14 protein-coding genes are annotated in these 18,059 nt (G+C 52.0%); 3 read left to right on the top strand and 11 right to left on the bottom strand.

Annotation, left to right across the window (positions count from 1 at the left end; genetic code table 11):
- Positions 1–151 precede the first annotated feature (151 nt).
- Genes NQF64_RS07235 through NQF64_RS07220 form a run of 4 tightly spaced genes read right to left on the bottom strand, consistent with a single transcriptional unit; the run spans position 152 to position 4,225 of the window.
- Positions 152–1,585: a sensor histidine kinase gene (locus NQF64_RS07235; protein ID WP_099027040.1), complete on the bottom strand. Its 1,434-nt coding sequence runs from the start codon at positions 1,583–1,585 to the stop codon at positions 152–154.
- Entirely contained in the window at positions 1,572–2,327 is a 756-nt protein-coding gene (locus NQF64_RS07230; RefSeq protein WP_266106941.1) for a response regulator transcription factor, read from the bottom strand. The genes NQF64_RS07235 and NQF64_RS07230 overlap by 14 nt, the downstream gene beginning before the upstream one ends.
- Positions 2,328–2,371: 44 nt before the next feature.
- A complete protein-coding gene (locus tag NQF64_RS07225) occupies positions 2,372–3,556 on the bottom strand; it encodes a BaiN/RdsA family NAD(P)/FAD-dependent oxidoreductase (RefSeq protein ID WP_266106940.1) in 1,185 nt (394 codons plus the stop codon).
- A complete protein-coding gene (locus NQF64_RS07220; protein WP_266106939.1) occupies positions 3,557–4,225 on the bottom strand; it encodes a glutathione S-transferase family protein in 669 nt (222 codons plus the stop codon).
- An 84-nt stretch (positions 4,226–4,309) separates the two neighbouring features.
- Between NQF64_RS07220 and minC the strand changes: the two genes are divergently transcribed.
- From minC to minE, 3 genes are all read left to right on the top strand, one after another.
- Positions 4,310–5,086: a septum site-determining protein MinC gene (minC, locus tag NQF64_RS07215; protein ID WP_407651831.1), complete on the top strand. Its 777-nt coding sequence runs from the start codon at positions 4,310–4,312 to the stop codon at positions 5,084–5,086.
- Positions 5,087–5,267: 181 nt separating this feature from the next.
- Positions 5,268–6,083 carry a septum site-determining protein MinD gene (gene minD, locus NQF64_RS07210; RefSeq protein WP_099026848.1) on the top strand — a complete coding sequence of 272 codons (816 nt, stop codon included), beginning with the start codon at positions 5,268–5,270 and terminating at the stop codon, positions 6,081–6,083.
- Positions 6,080–6,388, top strand: a complete 309-nt coding sequence (gene minE, locus NQF64_RS07205; protein WP_099026849.1) for a cell division topological specificity factor MinE — start codon at positions 6,080–6,082, stop codon at positions 6,386–6,388. Before minD ends, minE begins: the two co-directional genes overlap by 4 nt.
- 78 nt (positions 6,389–6,466) lie before the next feature.
- Here the strand turns inward: minE and NQF64_RS07200 are convergent, their stop codons facing one another.
- The 7 genes from NQF64_RS07200 to NQF64_RS07170 form a co-directional block, all read right to left on the bottom strand.
- Entirely contained in the window at positions 6,467–7,150 is a 684-nt protein-coding gene (locus NQF64_RS07200; RefSeq protein ID WP_099027042.1) for a Fe2+-dependent dioxygenase, read from the bottom strand.
- A 131-nt stretch (positions 7,151–7,281) separates the two neighbouring features.
- Positions 7,282–9,723 (bottom strand): TonB-dependent receptor, encoded by a 2,442-nt coding sequence (locus NQF64_RS07195; protein ID WP_099027043.1) that lies wholly within the window; start codon positions 9,721–9,723, stop codon positions 7,282–7,284.
- 334 nt (positions 9,724–10,057) lie between these two features.
- Positions 10,058–12,436 (bottom strand): TonB-dependent receptor, encoded by a 2,379-nt coding sequence (locus NQF64_RS07190; RefSeq protein ID WP_266106938.1) that lies wholly within the window; start codon positions 12,434–12,436, stop codon positions 10,058–10,060.
- A gap of 232 nt (positions 12,437–12,668) precedes the next feature.
- Positions 12,669–13,685: a DNA polymerase III subunit delta gene (holA, locus tag NQF64_RS07185; RefSeq protein ID WP_266106937.1), complete on the bottom strand. Its 1,017-nt coding sequence runs from the start codon at positions 13,683–13,685 to the stop codon at positions 12,669–12,671.
- Complete coding sequence (locus tag NQF64_RS07180) at positions 13,682–14,428, bottom strand: hypothetical protein (RefSeq protein WP_266106936.1); 747 nt, start codon at positions 14,426–14,428, stop codon at positions 13,682–13,684. The genes holA and NQF64_RS07180 overlap by 4 nt, the downstream gene beginning before the upstream one ends.
- Positions 14,429–14,442: 14 nt before the next feature.
- Positions 14,443–17,052, bottom strand: a complete 2,610-nt coding sequence (gene leuS / locus NQF64_RS07175) for a leucine--tRNA ligase (RefSeq protein WP_266106935.1) — start codon at positions 17,050–17,052, stop codon at positions 14,443–14,445.
- Positions 17,053–17,061: 9 nt separating this feature from the next.
- Positions 17,062–17,556 carry a DUF3576 domain-containing protein gene (locus tag NQF64_RS07170; RefSeq protein ID WP_257875163.1) on the bottom strand — a complete coding sequence of 165 codons (495 nt, stop codon included), beginning with the start codon at positions 17,554–17,556 and terminating at the stop codon, positions 17,062–17,064.
- Between the last annotated feature and the right edge of the window lie 503 nt (positions 17,557–18,059).

The following is an 18,059-nucleotide window of genomic DNA, read 5'->3' as shown; positions in this document are numbered from 1 at the left end:
TTTCTCCACCGGGTCACATTTGAGCAGATTTTATCCTACAGGCAGAGATTATAACGGGACAAGTTAAAGAAAAATCCTTTTTATCTGAAAAGATTTTTACATAACACGATTACGTTATCTCCAACACGCCTCCTTCATATATCGCCATATTTCAGGCAAGCCGATCCCCCTCCGTCACGGATGGAAAAATAAGACGAAATACAGTCCCACTTACCACATCTTCTTCATTATTTTCTTCAATCACCAATCGGGCTTCATGCAAACAGACAATCGCTGCTACTAAGCTGAGACCAAGGCCACTCCCAGGGATATGACGGCTTTTATCCGCACGGTAAAAGCGGCCCATCACCGCACTGCGCTCCTCCACAGCGATACCGACACCTGTATCACGCACCTCAAACCACGGCTCCTGTAGCTCATTACAGCCGGCTCGCAATGTAATGCGCCCTCCTGCCTCGGTAAATTTAAGAGCATTATCCAGCAAATTCGCCAAAACTTCATTCAATAAATCTGCATCCCCCCATAAAGAGACTGGCCCTTCATGCGGGACAACAAAGAGGGATAAACCTTGCATCTCCGCTATTGGCTCGTACAAATCAGCCATATCCATAATCAAAGGCACAACATCCATTTGCTGGAAGCCCGCCCGCCGCTGGCCTGTCTCAATCTCACCAATCCGCAATAACGCCGTGATGATGGAGAAACATTGCTCCAAATCGCGCTGGCATAACCCCATCGCACGCTCAAAACGCTCTTTATCCTCTATGGAGGGATCCAAACTCTGCGCCACAGCATTGACGCGATCTAAGCGCGCTTGCACGCGCGCTAGAGGGGTGCGGAGGTCATGAGCGATATCATTACCCACATCGCGCATCTCCCCCATAAGCTGCTCTAGCCTATCCAGCATACGGTTTACCGAGCCTGCGAGACGGTCTAGCTCATCATGCCCGCGCCCAACAGGTAAACGCTCACGCATTTGGCCTTTCATAATTTGCTCAATAGAGGAGTGCATTTTGGTAATGCGCCCCAAGGCCCTGCGGCTAAGGACCATCCCCGCTAACAACGCGAACAGCACCACCGGCACCATCGCAAATAAAGCTGAACGCTGCGCAACCTGCCATAGCTCGTTGATCATATGACGGGAGCGACCTAGCACTAAAAGCCGCGTCCGCCCCGGCTGCATCCCTGGGACTTCCACCACCAAAAAACGCATGACTGTAACGCTATGGTCTGGCAACACAAAGGAGAGCTTCTGCATGGTCGGGCCAAATTTAAGCCCTGCGGGCCATGCCTTCATATCCCCCGCTATAGGGTGACGATTTTTATCAAACAACGCTGCGGCATTGAGGAAAACACGCAACTCACTCGTGCTGCGCTCCTTCAAGCGGACCTCAAGATCACCCGGGGCTTCCTGCATTAAAACCGAGGCCGAACGCCGCAATAAATCATCAGTGCGGAGCTTCTCATAGGTGCTGATCTGCCCATAGAGCAAAACCAACTCCAACAGCATCCCCAACACGATGATGCCAACCAGCCCTAAAGTCAGCCTAAAGGCCGCCGTGCGGAAAAGGTCACTCCGGGACACGCAAACAGAACCCCGCCCCACGAATGCTTTGGATTAAAGGCTCATCCCCCTCTTTATCCACCTTACGGCGCAATTTACCGATATGCACATCCACCAAATTTGTCCGTGGGACGAAGCGGTAATTCCACACATCCTCAAGCAACATTGTCCGGGTAAGGACAGTATTAGGCCGGCGCATCATATATTCCAGCAAGCGGAACTCACGCGGCAATAGGTCAATCTCCCGGCCCTCGCGCCGGACACGCCGCTCTAACAGGTCCATCTCCAACGGCCCTAACTTCAACATAGACGTCCGCCCATAAATAGGCCGCCTCAATAGGGCCTCTAGCCGTGCGGCTAATTCCTCCATTACAAAAGGCTTCGTCAGATAATCATCACCGCCCGCTTTAAGCCCGCTAATACGATCATCTACCGCCGATAACGCCGAGAGGACTAAGACAGGCATTGTCATCCCCTGCTCACGCAGCGTCTCTAAGACACTCAACCCATCAAGCCCCGGTAACATACGGTCCATCACCAAAAGGTCATGCTCGCCTGTTCGGGCCATCTCTAAGCCTTCTGGGCCTGTAGACGCGCGTTTCACGACATAACCACGCCCGCGTAAATCCTCTACAATCTCTTCTGCGAGGCTATCATCATCTTCTACCAAGAGAAGATTTATCGGCGTTTGATTTTCCCCCTCACGGTGGGTTTCGCTAGGCCAGGGTTGCCGTTCGTTCTTTTTCAATGTCGTCTCTGCCATCGGTTATATGCTCTCTATTAGGCAATGTACCATCATTCTCACCCTCATACACTAGCTCGCTCTGCCGCAGCCTGTCCTGCTGCCGCACCACTCGCCCATGCCCATTGGAAGTTATAGCCCCCCAACCAACCCGTCACATCCACCGCTTCCCCCACAATATAAAGCCCCGGCACAGAGCGTGCCTCCATCGTTTGGGAGGACAAGTCCCGCGTATCCACTCCTCCCCGCATGACCTCCGCCTTAGCATACCCTTCCGTGCTGCTCGGCCTTATCGTCCAATCTGCCACATAGTTTGCTAAAACACGCACAGATTTTGCGGGCTGTTCTGCCAAGGGACGTCCATCCATCCGCCCATGAATAAGATATCGTGCTAGACGTGCAGGCAAGGCCTCCACCAAAGCCGCAGCATGGGCCTTGGGCCGTTTCTGGCTGATAGTCCGCATCATCTCATACACATCTCGACCGGGAAGAAGATTAAGACGCACAGCCTCGCCCCTCTCCCACCATGAAGAAATCTGTAAAATCGCAGGGCCAGACACACCCCGATGCGTAAAGACCATACCCCCCGTAAAGCAGGGTTTTTTCCGCCCCATAAGAGACACCGTAACAGGCAAAGACACACCGGCAAGTTCCGGCTGGGCCTCAGCCAAACAAAAGGGCACTAAGGCTGGAGCCGGTGCAACCACACGCAACCCAAAACGCTGCGCGATGCGTAAAGAGAAGTCCGTTGCCCCTAATTTTGGCAAAGCCAACCCTCCGGTTGCCAAAATCACCGCCCGCGCCTGCAGCACACCCTGCACGGTCTCCACCGCAAAAACATGGCCATCATGCGCGACATCCCGCACCACACAACCAAGCTGAAAACGCACATGCGCGGCACGACATTCAGCCTCCAACATTGTGACAATCTGCCGGGCAGATTCATCACAAAAAAGCTGACCATCTTCCTTCTCATGCCAGCTTATCTTGTGAGCTTCCACCAAAGCCAAAAAATCTTGAGGGCGATAACGCGCTAGGGCTGAACGGCAAAAATGCGGATTTTCGGAGCGATAATACCTCCAATCTGCCTTAATGTTCGTAAAATTACATCGCCCCCCGCCAGAAATCAGAATCTTCCGCCCCGGCTGCTCTGCATGATCCAGCACAAGGACGCGCGCACCCTTCTGCCCTGCATGAGCAGCGGCCATCATCCCCGCTGCACCAGCCCCTATGACGATAACATCCCACATTCAAAAATCGAGATCCGCATAATGTGCAGGCGGGGTAACGCCACTCACACGATCGCTCAACAAATCCCGAAAACAAGGGCGTGATTTAATACGGGCATACCAATCGCGCACACAAGGGGCTGCACGCCAATCAATATCACCTAGAAAATCCAACGCAGATAAATGTGACGCAGCAATAAAATCCGCCGCAGAGAGTGTAGCCCCTCCCAACCAAGTGCGTGTCTCAGCAAGATAACCGACATAATCTAAATGGAAGCGAAGATTTTTATAGCCAGCTTGTAGAATATTCCCATCTGGATGGCCCTGCCCAAAAAGGCGTTTTTCTACCTTCTCTCCCACCAAATTTACTGTAACTTCTTGTTGGAAGAGTCTCTCAAACCAATCCACTAAACGGCGTATCTCAACGCGCTCCCCCATTGTCCGCCCCAATAGCGGCGTATCGGGATAAGCATCCTCCAAATACTCAGCAATAACCCGCGAACCAGGTACGACCATACCGTTATCTTCTACCAAGACAGGGACTTCCCCTGCGGGATTTAACTTATGGAAGGATTCATTTTGCTCCCACGTCTTTTCTACGACAAGCTCAAAGGGCAAGCCTTTCTCTGTCAACATAAGACGTACAAAACGCGATTGCGGAGAGAGGGGTAAGTGATGCAATATACGCATATGTCTTTCCTAATGCATTTTTATGCTATGGACCATTAAAAGACACTCCATAATTCTGACAAACAGCCAGGTGACCCCAGCTTCATGTCCAACCCGTCAGCATCTCAGCCACTTCATCCATCAGATGCGCCTTCAGTGCAAGCCTCAACACAAACCCGCATGACCATTCGTGCTCGTGGTCGCTCCTTCCTCGCACTTATTCTCTCACCAGAAGCCCCTCTTAAAGACTGGCTCGCTGGGCTAGATAATCATATGCAACGGGCGGCTGGGTTCTTTAACCGTCAGCCAATCATTCTGGACCTCAGCTTACTAGACGAACACACTGAAGGCCTTGCAGAGTTTCAACAAGAGCTCCGCCAACGCCATATCCACCTTATCGGCATAGAAGGGGCTGACCGCCACTGGCAAGCCCTACAAACATGGGAATGGCCTATCGAGCTCCAAGGCGGCCGCCCCAGCGGGCCCGTCCAACTCCCCGAAGCGGAAGAAGAAACCCCACCTCTTAACCCGATAAAAGAACCCCTCATCATCAACCGCCCCGTACGCTCTGGGCAGTCTATCCAAAACCCTGATGGTGATGTCATTATTTTGGGGCCAGTCTCCTCTGGGGCGGAAATTATCGCTGGTGGGTCCATCCATGTTTATGGCCCCTTACGTGGGCGCGCCATTGCGGGGGTAGATGGTCGCCCACAAGCGCGCATCTATACCACCAAAATGGAAGCCGAACTGCTCGCTATTGATGGCTTCTACATGGTCGCAGAAGAAATGCCCAGCGAGCCTATTGGACAAGCATCACAAGTTTACCTGGAAGAAGAACGTTTAAAAATCGTCCCCCTGCAAACACCACCCATAAAAGGCTAGTATTTTTACCTTTATGAAAGGAATTTTACTTATTTTTGTACAAAGCGTCTTATCAATTTCTAAAGACCACTATAGAGTATGGATATAAGGGGAAGGGTTATGCTATAATCCCTCCATTGTTCTGTATATGTTTCATATAACACTGGGCTAATAAGCCACTATTTGGAAGGCTGGGGACTTCATGGCAAAGATCGTTGTTGTTACATCCGGTAAAGGGGGCGTTGGTAAAACGACAACGACAGCCGCCCTAGGTGCCGCCTTGGCGCGTAGCGGACAGAATGTGGCTGTAGTCGATTTTGACGTTGGGTTGCGTAATCTTGACCTCATCATGGGGGTGGAACGCCGGGTCGTTTTCGATTTGATCAATGTCATCCAGGGGGAAGCAACCCTCACCCAGGCCCTCATTCGCGATAAACGCTGCGAGACCCTCTCCATCCTCCCAGCCTCCCAAACACGCGATAAAGACGCCCTCACCGCCGATGGCGTCGCCCGCGTCATGCAGGAATTGCAAGAACGTTTTGACTGGATCCTCTGTGACAGTCCAGCAGGGATTGAGCGCGGGGCACAATTAGCGATGCACCATGCTGACCATGCGGTTATCGTCACAAACCCAGAGGTCAGCTCTGTACGTGATTCCGACCGTATTATCGGGATGTTAGATAGCCAAACAGCCCGTGCAAAACAGGGTGAAACGGTAGAAAAACACCTCCTCGTAACACGTTACGACCCCAGCCGTGCGGCCCGTGGAGAGATGCTCAGTGTAGAGGATGTGGTGGGTATCCTCTCCTTGCCACTTCTTGGCGTTGTGCCAGAGAGTGAGGATGTCCTTAAAGCCTCCAACGTAGGGGCCCCTGTAACCCTTGCTTCCCCAGAAAGTGCCCCTGCCGCTGCTTATTTTGAGGCTGTAGAACGGCTTAAAGGCAAGGACATCCCTGTTAATATTCCCACAGAAAAACGTGGCCTGTTTGACCGTATCTTCAAAAAGAGGGGCTCATGAGTTTTCTGGATAGCTTCTTTAACAAAAAACGCCCCGCTACGAGCAGTAATGTCGCACGGGACCGTTTGCAGATTCTTCTTGCGCATGAACGCCAAGCACAAGCTGGGGGGGATTCCACGCTCTTGCGTACCCTCCATGCTGAAATCCTCGAAGTACTGGCACGCCATGTCTCCGTGGATGAAGATAATGTTCGCGTAAAACTCGATAGAGGGCAGAAATGCTCCAAATTGGAGATTGATATCCAAGTCCCCCAAAGTGGTTTGCGCGCTCAGGTCTCCACCGTCACCCCTAATGACGAGCTTTAAGCGCGTTATTCAACTATGGCTATCATGCAGGCGGAGCCTTTGCTCCGCCGCTGGTTTTTAGAGCCTAAACGCTGTCTTTTATAATTCTGCCCAGCTACGTAGCAGATTATGATACACATTGGTCAGTCTTAGGACTTCTTGGTCCTTCGGCCCGTGTGTTTGTGTCAGGGCCATGATGCTCTGGTCCAAATCAAACAGAATAGACCGATGCTCCTGCGAGCGAATCACTGATTGCGCCCAGAAGAACGACCCCCAACGGCTACCACGCGTAACAGGTGTTACAGTATGCAACGCTGTTGTGGGATAAACAATCATATCCCCCGCAGGAAGCCGCACGCGCTTCTCCTCCGAAGGGCCATGCAAAACCAGCTCCCCACCCTCATATTCATCCAAATCGGAAATAAAGAGTGTACTCGATACATCCGTCCGAATACGTTGCCCGGTACCGGGGATAGGGCGCAACGCATTATCCACATGCGCCCCAAAATTCATCCCGACATCATAGCGATTAAATAAAGGGGGAACGAGGCGTAAAGGGAGGACTGCGCTATTATAAAGAGGGTTCGTCCCCAATTTGCGCAGCACAAAGGTAGAAAGCTCACGCCCTAAAGGGCTATCTGGCGCGATTTGGAGATTGTTTTTTACACTGCCCGATTGCGGCCCCGCCGTCCCACGGCCATCAACCCATTCCCCCGCGGCAAGACGAGACCGTAGCTCTGCCAGCTCCTCCGCGGAGAGAACCGCAGGAATATGCAACATCATAAGATCATGCCTTTCCATAAAGCCTTATTGGCAGGCCATCATTAAAATCAAACAAAGAGCAGGCTCTCCTGCCTGCTCCTTGTGAAACTTTCACCCCATCCTCCCTGCGATGCAAGAAGGATAGACCAAAATTAATAATCCATCGTCAAACGGCCCAAGAAGGTCCGCCCCGGTGCTGGGGTCGCATAGCCTGTAAAGAGACTATTATAATTCAGACGATTGGCGAGGTTATAGCCATTAAGAGAGACAACCCAATGCCGCCCAAAACGATGAGAAATAACGGAGTCAAAGTCCAAATTGGCAGGGACCTTGCTCGTATTATTATTATCCAAATACACGCCTTGACGCCATGTTAGCCCCCCACCGATGGTAAAGTTCCACGGTTTACCGGGGAAGGCCTCATAAGCAGACCATAAGGTCGCCTGATTATGAGGTACATATTGGATTTGATTATGCATCTTCCCCCCACCGTTAGGCGATGTCTTGGGGTCATATAATGCGTAAGTCGCTGTGATGTTCCATCCCGGTAGGATCATCCCCCCAACGGAGAGTTCCATCCCCTGGTTACGCTGCTGGGCCCCTGTATTAATGGTGGAGTTAGAGACGGGGTCGGTCGTCAGCGCATTATCCTTATCCAACCGGAAGAGCGAGATGGTAGCCCCTAAACGGTCATGCAATAGGCTGAACTTACTGCCTACCTCATATAGACGTGCTTTTTGCGGCCGCGTATCCACACCCCCTTGCGCCCCCGGCCGTACGGGTACAGCCCCGCTTGTTACATACATCCCCGTTGGGGTTGTCGAGCTCGCATAGGTGAAGTAAATCGTCTGCCATTTTGTAGGCGTTAAAATCAGGCTAGCCGTTGGGTTAAAGGTATTCTTCGTCTGCGGGAAACTACGGTCAGGATTGTTAGGCAAGTTCTCAAGACCATAAACCCTATAATTGCTCTGCCAACGGTCCCAACGGAAGCCACCTTTAATAGACGCCCATTTGGTAAACCAAATCTGGTCATACAAAAAGATACCCGTATCAAACCCATAGCCACGGCTGCTCGGCTTCTTCCCAATCCCGGCAATATTCGGCATAGAGTTCGCCCGTGCGGGCACACGATAGACCATCGCATCAGGCACATTATCGGGGTTAGGGTTAAGCATATTCGCCGTAGGTACAGGCGTGGTGGTGGACACACCCGCATAAGTGTCCTGATGACGAGAATCATGGACATATTCCATATCAACACCCGTCACGACCTGATGCCGTAAGAAGCCTGTCTTAAAATCAGCCTGCAAAGACGCTACATCCTGGAAGGACCAGCTATTCTGCTTATAGGGCAGCGGCACACTCCCATTTGTATTACGAATAATGCTCCCAGCCCCGTAATTGCCACTATTGAGCGCATTCACACATTGCGCCCCACAAGAGACCTTAGACGCCTCAAAATTACGGCTATATTCACCAAAACGCGTATCATTATGGAAAGTTAAATGGTCGTTGAAGATATGCTTCAGCCGCAATGTCTCCATCGTATCATCAGTATGGTTATGGTCTTGGCGTTTGCCGTACCAATTCTCCCGCGGGACGCCATATTCTGAGATAGGCCGCCCATAGGCTGAGCCACGCGCCTTGACAACGGGCATCCCATAATCAGGTACGCTATTATCCGTCTCGTGTGTGACTTGCAGGACAACGGTTGTCTTTGTCCCCAGCCCAAACGCGATAGAAGGCGCAATCCCCCAGCGGTGGTCCCACACATGGTCCCGCCCGACAACATTATTGGAGGCCCCCAGCCCTTCTATACGGAAGGCCGTTGTATCATTAATACGCTGGTTAATATCCACCGTACCGCGGAAATAATCGGCAGACCCGCCGCTAAAATCGACATTATAATGATTATTAACCGTCGGGGTCTTTGTAACGACATTGATGGCCCCGCCGGTCGTCCCATTCCCAAAGACCTGAGAGGATGGCCCCTTAATGACATTCACGGAATCATAATTAAAGCTATCGCGTGAATAGACACCAAAATCCCGCAAGCCATCTTCATAAATATCATTCTGCGCAGGGAAGCCACGGATGAGGAATTGGTCGCCATTCAACCCACCAGCCCCTTCCCCAACGGAAGCCGTAATGCCGGGGACATTGCGCAAGGCTTCATCCAATGATTTCGCATTTTGCTGCTTAATCAGCTCCCGCGGAACAACATCAATCGTCTGCGCCGTATGCATCACATCCTGCGGCAAGCGTCCCATATCATTGCTTGCATGCATGGTATTAAAAGGATGCCCAATCACATGGATGTGCTCTACACCCTTCGCTTGGACTCCCTCTTGCTGCGGGGTGGTTTGCGCTGAAGCCAGCTGCGTTGCGCTCCCCTGCGTCGCAGATGACGGCGCATGTTGTTGAGTGACAGCCTTATGCTCAGCCTTTGCAGCGACATGATGTTTATCACCTGGTTTCGCACTATCCTGATGCTGGCTTGCAGCCACATCAGCAGCATAAGCTCCCCCTGCAACACTCCCTAATGTCAGAGCGGCAGATGCTGGCCTAAGGCACCGGTGAATAAAACGGCTCATAAAAGATGCTCCACAGCAAGAATGATACAGCCCCTCGAAAGAGGATGATTTTTCTCCTACATGATAATTATTCTCAATTTCAAACATTAAAAAAGATGACAAACTATTTAAAGTTGCGATTGTGTCTTAATTGCCACAACACAAAAAGCGCAGTATTCTCCTATCATTCAGCCAAGGGCCCCATCATAAAAACCGCTTTAAGTGCGTGCCTCTCCCCTCATAAATGTTACAGAACAGTGAGATAACAAACGCGCATTCACAAAAAACCGCGCCCCTTGCCCTTCTCTGAAAGGCAAGCAAGCGCGGTTCACACCCTGATATTTTGAGTGGTGATTTAATAATCCATGCTCAACCGCCCCAAGAAGGCACGGCCCGGCGCTGGGGTAACGCGGTTTGTAAAGAGGGAATTATAATTCAAACGGTTGGAGAGGTTATACGCATTAAGCGATACGACCCAATGCCGATTGATACGATGGGATATGTAAGAATCGAACTCCACATTAGCCGGGACTTTCGCCGTATTTGCGAGGTCCAGATACACGCCTTCTCGCCATGTAACGCCTCCGCCAATCGTAAAGTTCCACAACTTACCGGGGAAGGCTTCATACGCGGTCCATAAGGTCGCCTGATTATGCGGCACATATTGGATATTCCGCCCGTGATTCGCGCCGGACATCACGCGAGGGTCATATAGAGCATACGTCCCGGTAATGTTCCAACCCGGCAGAATCATCCCCCCAAGGGAGAGCTCCAAGCCTTGGTTACGCTCCTTCACCCCTGTGGCCAAAACCTGCCCCGCAATCGGGTCGGTTGTCAGAGCGTTGCTCTTATCCAGCCGGAAAAGCGAAATTGTCGCCCCTAAACGGTCATGCAAGAAGCTCATCTTCGAGCCGACCTCATAGAGCTTTGCCCGCTCTGGCTGAGTAGCAACCTGCCCATTAAGGGGGCGAATAGGGATTGCGCCATTGGTCACATACATGCCCATCGGCGTGGTAGAGCTCGCATAAGTGAAGTAAAAGGTCTGCCAGCTATTGGGAGTAATGAGCAAACTGGCTGTCGGGTTAAAGACGCCTTTTGTATCGTGATAATTTAGCGCAGCAGAGGGAGCCTTCCCTTGCGGGCCCCGTGCAGCAGCACTTTCCTGCCCATCAGCCCCCCATGTTTTATACGCTGTTTGCCAACGGTCCCACCGGAATCCCCCTTTGATGGACACCCATTTTGCAAACCAGATTTGATCGTACAAGAATAAACCCGTATCAAACCCATAACCATGGGAATCAGGCCGCCCTAGGCTATAATTCGTATTCTTCCAACAATTCCCAGAATCAGCGCGGCACGTCCCATAGCCATAATTATCACGCTGAGGATGATATGTATTCTGCCACGGAATTGCCCGATTAGCCCCTACAGCATCATACGCATATTGCCGCCGGGAATCCTGCACATATTCAAAATCCGCCCCCGTTACGAGCTGATGGCGCAAGAAGCCTGTCTTAAAATCAGCCTGTAGGGAGGCCACATCTTGGAAAGACCAGCTCTTTTGCTTATACGGCATTGGCCCGCCATTAAGGCCAATCCCCGCCGCAGGCTCCACCTTCTTATAACCCGGATTATAAATCTGCAATTCCGAGCATGACGCATTAGCACATTGTGGTGAAGATGCCGCAAAGTCACGGCTATATTCACCAAAGCGTAAATCATTATGGAAGGTAAGATGCTTATTAAAGACGTGCTTTAAACGCAGCGTCTCCATTGTATCGTCACTATTATCATGGTCTTGCGATTTACCATAAATATTACTACGCCGTACCCCAAAGGACGAGCTCTCCGTTATGGGATGGCCATTCACAACGGGTACACCATAATCGGGAACATTACGCGATGTTTGGTGCATCACCTGCAACACAACAGTTGTCTTAGTCCCCAAACCAAAAGCTATAGATGGCGCAACACCCCAACGATGGGAATATACATAATCGCGCCCTACAACATCGTTGGAGTTAGCCATACCTTCCACACGGAAGGCTGATGTATCATTGATGCGTTTATTAACATCCACAACACCACGATAAAAATTAGCCGACCCACCGCTAAAGTCAGCACCGTAATGGTCATGTAATGTCGGGGTCTTTGTAACAATATTAATCGCCCCGCCCGTTGTCCCATTACCGAATACTTCAGATGATGGGCCTTTAATGACATTCACCGAATCTTGGAAGAAGCTATCGCGGGTATAAACACCAAAATCCCGCAAGCCATCCTCATAAATATCATTTTGCGCAGGGAACCCACGGATGAGAAATTGATCCCCACTCATCCCACCAGCCCCCTCCCCGACAGAGGCTGTAATACCGGGCACATTCTTCAGGGCCTCATCAAGAGATTTGACATTCTGCTGCTTAATCAACTCCCGCGGGACAACATCAATTGTCTGAGCGGTATGCATCACATCTTGCGGCATACGCCCCATATCATTGCTTGCATGCAATGTATTAAATGGGTGCCCCACTACATGAATGCGCTCCACACCCTTAGCTTGAACACCAACATCCGCCGCTGTTTGGTCACCATCCGGCTCTGCCTCTGTCGCCTGTACATCGGAGTGAACTACATTAGGAGGGGCAGCCGTACTGGCATATGCTCCTCCCGCAACGCCTCCTGCCGTTAGAGCTGCCGAAAAAGGCTTAAGACCGCTGCGGATAAATCGACTCATTTACATCACCATACAAGGAGCATCATTCTCTCCTTTCTAAATGATAATCATTTTCATTTAATAATAAAACTTAATTTAATTACCTTCCTGCAAACCTCATCTTACCCAAAATCACATATAATTCCCTGTTTTTTCAGTAAGATAAGGCATAATATAACATTACAGTTAGGATAAGTTACGGTCTGAAAAATCACCTTTATTGATAGAATTTATCAATTACAAACCCAGACTTTTAAAAAGAATCCTGCTCGAAAAGTCGAGGGTAACATAGCCTGACTACGTGACGGCGGCATAATAGCTCATCAGGTGCGCCGCTTTGTTTACATGCAAGCTCCAAAGCTTGCGTAGCGCGTGCAGCCTGTTGCAAAACTGGGAAGGACCAGCGTTGTAGCCCAGCGAGAAACTCATCTTTACGACGGAAGAAAACAGGCGGTTTTAAAGCCGCCATCGCCTCTTGCCGCGAGGCCCCTTGCTGAACGCGTAAACGCGCTTGTTGCATCCGCTCCAATACAGACAATGCTACACGCGCAAAGGCTACAGCACTTGTGCCATCAGCCATAGCGCGCTCAAAAGCCCGGTCCGCCTTCAGCCGGTTACCCGCTAAGGCTGCATATACAGCATCATCTAGCGAAGCTTGGCCGGAATCCCCTACACAAGCCTGTACCGCCTCTATATCCAATCTCGTTCCCGGCTCACCATAGAGGCGGAGCTTCTCTACCTCACTGCGCACAAGGCTGCGGTCATTACCCACATGCTCGAGGAACCAAACCATCGCCTCTTTATCGAGCGTTATACGCTCTTCAGCCAACATATCCGTAACCGTGCGCGATAAGGCCCGCCCCTCTTCAGGATAACAGCCTATGGCGGCAACCTGTTCATGTTTTTCCGCAAATTGTCGCAGCTTAGAGCGTGCTGTCAGCTCCGGTCCCTCCAGCACGATCAGCGTATCACTCTCTTGAGCTAGGGCTTCTTTAAGCGGAGGCAAAAGCCCATCCTGCACCCCACGCACCCAAACAACCCGCCGCCCTCCTGTTAAAGAAAGGGCCGAGGCTTCTTCCTCAAAACGGCCTTGTTCCTCGCTTTCTAACCGAGCAAGGCGGAAAGGGTCATCCAAATCCTCAAGAACCGTTTGCACCGCACGCTTAGCGCGCTCACGAATAAGACCATGATCCTCCCCATGAAGAAGAACAACACGCCAACGAGCTGCCTCGGTAATAGTCCGCTCGGCAGCCTGCGTGCCTATCTTCACAGGCCGTTATCCTCTTCCTCCTGTAGGTGGCGGCTATCCTCACCTGTCGAGGTTGTAACGCTATTGCTACTACGCCCCGTCATACTCGCAGGGAAGCCATCCACCCCCAGATTCTGCATATCTGTCCGTTGAATCCCTGGCAGACGGTCCAAATAAGGGTCACGCCCGGGACGAATGGATTTCTCCTGCCCAAGGGATTGATGCGCCTTAAACCACACCGCTACTTGCATGGTGATCTCATGAGCGAGATTTTCGCCAATCCGTTTATAGAGCGTCTCGTTATTTAAGGTTTGAGCAAAATATTGCTCAATATACATATTATAGCCATCCATCGTCCGAGCATAACCACGTGCTAAAACGTTATCCATGTCTCCGACACGATATAAACGCCAATCCGCCCAACCAACACCGCGCGTCCGACCAGATGTGTTATCTTCATGCACATCAACTGATTCTAACGAGGCTGTCGCACTCACACGCAGCACATAGCCTTCTGGCCGCTCTGGCCCATCCCCGGCCATTTCTTTTTGCAGAGCAAGGCGTATCTCCTGCCCAAAACGGCTGGGAATGTTCGCAACGAAGACATTCTTCAGCTGGTCATTAACCGCAGCTTCTTTCTGAGCTGATTGCTTGCCATAAAGAGGCTGGAAGCCACATGCCCCAAGGCTCGTAATCCCTAAGCCTGCGGCAAGAATAACAAGCCCTCCGCGTATAATACGCTGCATTTGGCACATATTGCTCATCCAGCCCCTCTTACTCACCCTGCTACCACGAAATTAACAATGCGGTTTGGCACGTGGATTTCCTTAACAATCCGCTTGCCTGCCAAAGCCTTTGCCACATTTGGCTCATCCTTGGCTTGCGCGATAACAACCTCTTTGGCTTCATCAGGGGCGCATGTAATCGTCCCACGCAGCTTACCAAGCACTTGTACAGCAATCGTGACTTTTTTTACCGCCAGTAAGCTCTCATCTGCCTCCGGCCAAGGCCGCTCCACAACCATGGGGCCTTCTGGCTCTAAGAGGGACATTAATTCCTCTGCCAGATGCGGCATCATAGGAGAGATCAACATCACCAGCACATAAGCAGCCTCACGCCGCGCTGCGGGAAGGCCCTCCTCATGGCCAGTGGCCTCACCCAGTGCCGAGGCCAGCTCATGCAGACGCGCAACAGCCACATTCGGCGTAAAGCCTTCCAATGCCTCCGTCACTGCGACAATGGTGCGATGAGTCACATGGCGCAACTCATCCCCTGCCGTATCATGCGCGGCATGAGGATCATCCTGCGCAGCAACCGTCTGAACCAACCGATACAGACGTTGCATAAAACGTCCGGCCGCCGTCACACCGGCTGCTGTCCACTCCATATCACGCTCTGGCGGACTATCGGAAAGCACAAACCACCGCGCTGTATCAGCCCCGTAACGCTCGATAATCTCCACAGGCGAGACCGTATTACGCTTGGATTTGGACATCTTCTCCGAGCGTCCAACCGTCACGGCTTTGCCGTTATCCTTCCGCACAACTTCAGCGCCGCGCTGCTCGACCTCATCAGGATATAGCCATTGGTTTCCATCACGATAGCTCTCATGAGTGACCATCCCTTGCGTAAACAAGCCAGCAAAAGGCTCGCTCACATCTAGATGGCCAGTCTTCTTCATCGCGCGCGTGAAGAAGCGTGCATAAAGAAGATGCAAAATCGCATGCTCAATGCCGCCAATATATTGGTCCACCGCAAGCCAGCCATCAACAGCCTTACGCTCTGTCGGTGTTTTGGCCTGTGGGGCGGTAAAGCGGGCGAAATACCATGAGCTATCAACAAACGTATCGCATGTATCAGTTTCCCGCTGCGCCTCTGCCCCACATTTAGGGCAAGCAACATGCTTCCATGTTGGATGATGATCTAGCGGATTGCCCGGTACGTCAAAACTGACATCCTCTGGTAAGGTCACCGGCAATTCTGCCTCTGGCACGGGGACCGCACCACAAGATGGACAGTAGATGATAGGGATGGGGCAGCCCCAATAACGCTGGCGAGAAATACCCCAATCGCGCAAACGCCAATTAGTTACACCCTGCCCAACGCCAAGCTCCTCCACCCGCGCAATAGCTGCACGAATCGCCTCTTTGGTCGTCTTACCGCTCAAAAAGCCGGAATTATAAAGCGTGGCCTCACCTGTGACGGCCTTCTTCCCGACCTTAAACGTCGCTTCTTCCTCACCTGCAGGCAGCAGAACGGAAGGGACATCCAACCCATATTTACGCGCAAAATCGAGGTCTCTTTGGTCCCCACAGGGGCACCCGAACACAGCACCCGTGCCATATTCTGTCAGCACGAAGTTAGCGATCCAGACCGGGGCGGTTTGCTCTGGGTTCAATGGGTTCACCACACGCAGGCCCGTATCAAAGCCGCGTTTTTCCATCGTGCTTAACGCTTCTTCGGACGTGCCAACTCTCTGGCACTCCTCAATAAAGCTCTGCGCCTCAGCATTGCCCGCCGCAATCTTACGCGCCAAGGGATGATCCGCTGCAATACCGATAAAGCTTAGCCCAAAGAGCGTATCAGGACGGGTGGTGAAAACCTCAATGGAATCGCCATCCACATCATAGCCTTGCGGAGGATTATGCAGGCTGAAGCGAATCCGCGCCCCTTCAGAACGGCCAATCCAACGCTCCTGCATGGTGCGGACACGCTCTGGCCATTTATCAAGTGTTTTCAGCCCCTCCAAAAGGGGTTCAGCAAAATCGGTAATTTTGAGGAACCATTGGGAGAGCGTCTTTTTCTCCACCAACGCGCCAGACCGCCAACCGCGCCCATCCACGACTTGCTCATTGGCCAAAACGGTCTGGTCCACCGGGTCCCAATTCACTGACGAATCGCGCCGTTCTACCAAACCCGCTGCCAACATATCGAGAAAGAGCTTTTGCTGCTGGCCGTAATAATCCGGCAAGCATGTAGCGATCTCTCGCTTCCAATCCAGCGAGAAGCCTAGCCGTTGCAACGTGCCGCGCATGGTGGCGATATTTTGCAATGTCCATGTACCCGGATGCACCCCACGTTCCCGCGCGGCATTCTCCGCTGGGAGGCCAAACGCATCCCACCCCATAGGGTGCAACACGGCATAACCCCGTGCGCGCTTATAACGTGCTACGACATCACCCAGCGTATAATTACGCACATGCCCTACATGGAGCTGCCCGGAAGGATACGGGAACATCTCCAGCACGTAATATTTGGGCTTCTCGGCTGGCGGTACATCCGGCACATGGAAGGTCTCCGCCTCAGCCCAACGGGCTTGCCAATGTGGCTCCCGCGCATGGAAGTCAAAGCCGGCCTCGGCGATATTGCTGGCTGTTTTATCGCTCATAAATGTCTCTTACTTCCCGCCGCCATTTTCAGCGCGTAACTGACGCGCACGCTCCAAAATACGCGCTGTAATATCCGACGCTGTGTTCGGTGCAGCGGGGGCATCCTGCCATTCCCCCCCATTAAGGCGCGTCTGACGGAAGACACTCAGACGGAGCGCATCAGAGCGTAACCGGCGGTCCAGAATATAAGCTGCGATTTTAAAACGCTCATCCTGCGCACCCGCTGGCTGATACCAATCTGTAAGGATAACACCCCCCTGCGCATCAGCAGAGGCCATCGGCATGAAGGAGAGCGTATCAATCGCCCCACGCCAGAGATAAGCATTTACCCCACCGCGAAGCTGGTCATCACCCCCTTGTGCACCACGATCCACCCCTAACAGGTGATTGCGTGGTACGGCTAAAGAAGATGGATTGCGTTTATCACCACCACACCCTGCCAGACCACCAACAGCCAATAATGCCACAAGAGGTAACACCGCATAACGCGGCATATTGCACATAGAGACAAAAGAGCGAAAGGCTGAACGCGATGATGACATTAACATGAGCAAACCTGCAAAGGCCGTGCCAGGGCCGGTCTCAAACAAAGCTTCCAACATGGCAGAGATGGAAGCCTAGCGATCATAAATGATCCAAACGTCCCCCTTCATATCGCGCTCACCCTCACAGGCCAAGGGCTATGCTGCATAGACAGGCTTGCGAAAGCGTAAAAAAGCCGCTAGGCAGAGCCTGCGTGTCCGCGTAGCTCAGCAGGATAGAGCACAGGATTCCTAAGTTAATTGGGCACCGGGCTGGCAAACCATCCGGTGAATTCGCTCAAATTCGGGGAACGCTAAAGCCTCTTTAAAAATTTAAGGGGCTATGCCAATCCCGAGCCAAGCCTGCCTCATTCTTCTGGATGACGCAGGAAGGTGTAGAGACTGTACGGGCGACACCGCGGCAGGGCCTCCCTGTGGTGAAGAGACAGTCCAGACCACGAACAGCCCCTCCTATGTTGCGGAAA

Source organism: Bombella saccharophila (assembly GCF_026385475.1).
Lineage (GTDB): Bacteria > Pseudomonadota > Alphaproteobacteria > Acetobacterales > Acetobacteraceae > Bombella > Bombella saccharophila.
The sequence above is the reverse complement of the archived record's forward strand: the minus strand, read 5'-3'. Positions and strand labels throughout refer to the sequence as shown.

What these genes read in the sequence shown, in the direction of transcription:
- NQF64_RS07230 (WP_266106941.1), bottom strand. Translation starts at nt 2,327, where the DNA reads ATGGCAGAGACGACATTGAAAAAGAACGAACGGCAACCCTGGCCTAGC.
- NQF64_RS07225 (WP_266106940.1), bottom strand. Translation starts at nt 3,556, where the DNA reads ATGTGGGATGTTATCGTCATAGGGGCTGGTGCAGCGGGGATGATGGCC.
- NQF64_RS07220 (WP_266106939.1), bottom strand. Translation starts at nt 4,225, where the DNA reads ATGCGTATATTGCATCACTTACCCCTCTCTCCGCAATCGCGTTTTGTA.
- minC (WP_407651831.1), top strand. Translation starts at nt 4,310, where the DNA reads ATGTCCAACCCGTCAGCATCTCAGCCACTTCATCCATCAGATGCGCCT.
- minD (WP_099026848.1), top strand. Translation starts at nt 5,268, where the DNA reads ATGGCAAAGATCGTTGTTGTTACATCCGGTAAAGGGGGCGTTGGTAAA.
- minE (WP_099026849.1), top strand. Translation starts at nt 6,080, where the DNA reads ATGAGTTTTCTGGATAGCTTCTTTAACAAAAAACGCCCCGCTACGAGC.
- NQF64_RS07200 (WP_099027042.1), bottom strand. Translation starts at nt 7,150, where the DNA reads ATGATGTTGCATATTCCTGCGGTTCTCTCCGCGGAGGAGCTGGCAGAG.
- NQF64_RS07195 (WP_099027043.1), bottom strand. Translation starts at nt 9,723, where the DNA reads ATGAGCCGTTTTATTCACCGGTGCCTTAGGCCAGCATCTGCCGCTCTG.
- NQF64_RS07190 (WP_266106938.1), bottom strand. Translation starts at nt 12,436, where the DNA reads ATGAGTCGATTTATCCGCAGCGGTCTTAAGCCTTTTTCGGCAGCTCTA.
- NQF64_RS07180 (WP_266106936.1), bottom strand. Translation starts at nt 14,428, where the DNA reads ATGAGCAATATGTGCCAAATGCAGCGTATTATACGCGGAGGGCTTGTT.
- leuS (WP_266106935.1), bottom strand. Translation starts at nt 17,052, where the DNA reads ATGAGCGATAAAACAGCCAGCAATATCGCCGAGGCCGGCTTTGACTTC.
- NQF64_RS07170 (WP_257875163.1), bottom strand. Translation starts at nt 17,556, where the DNA reads ATGTGCAATATGCCGCGTTATGCGGTGTTACCTCTTGTGGCATTATTG.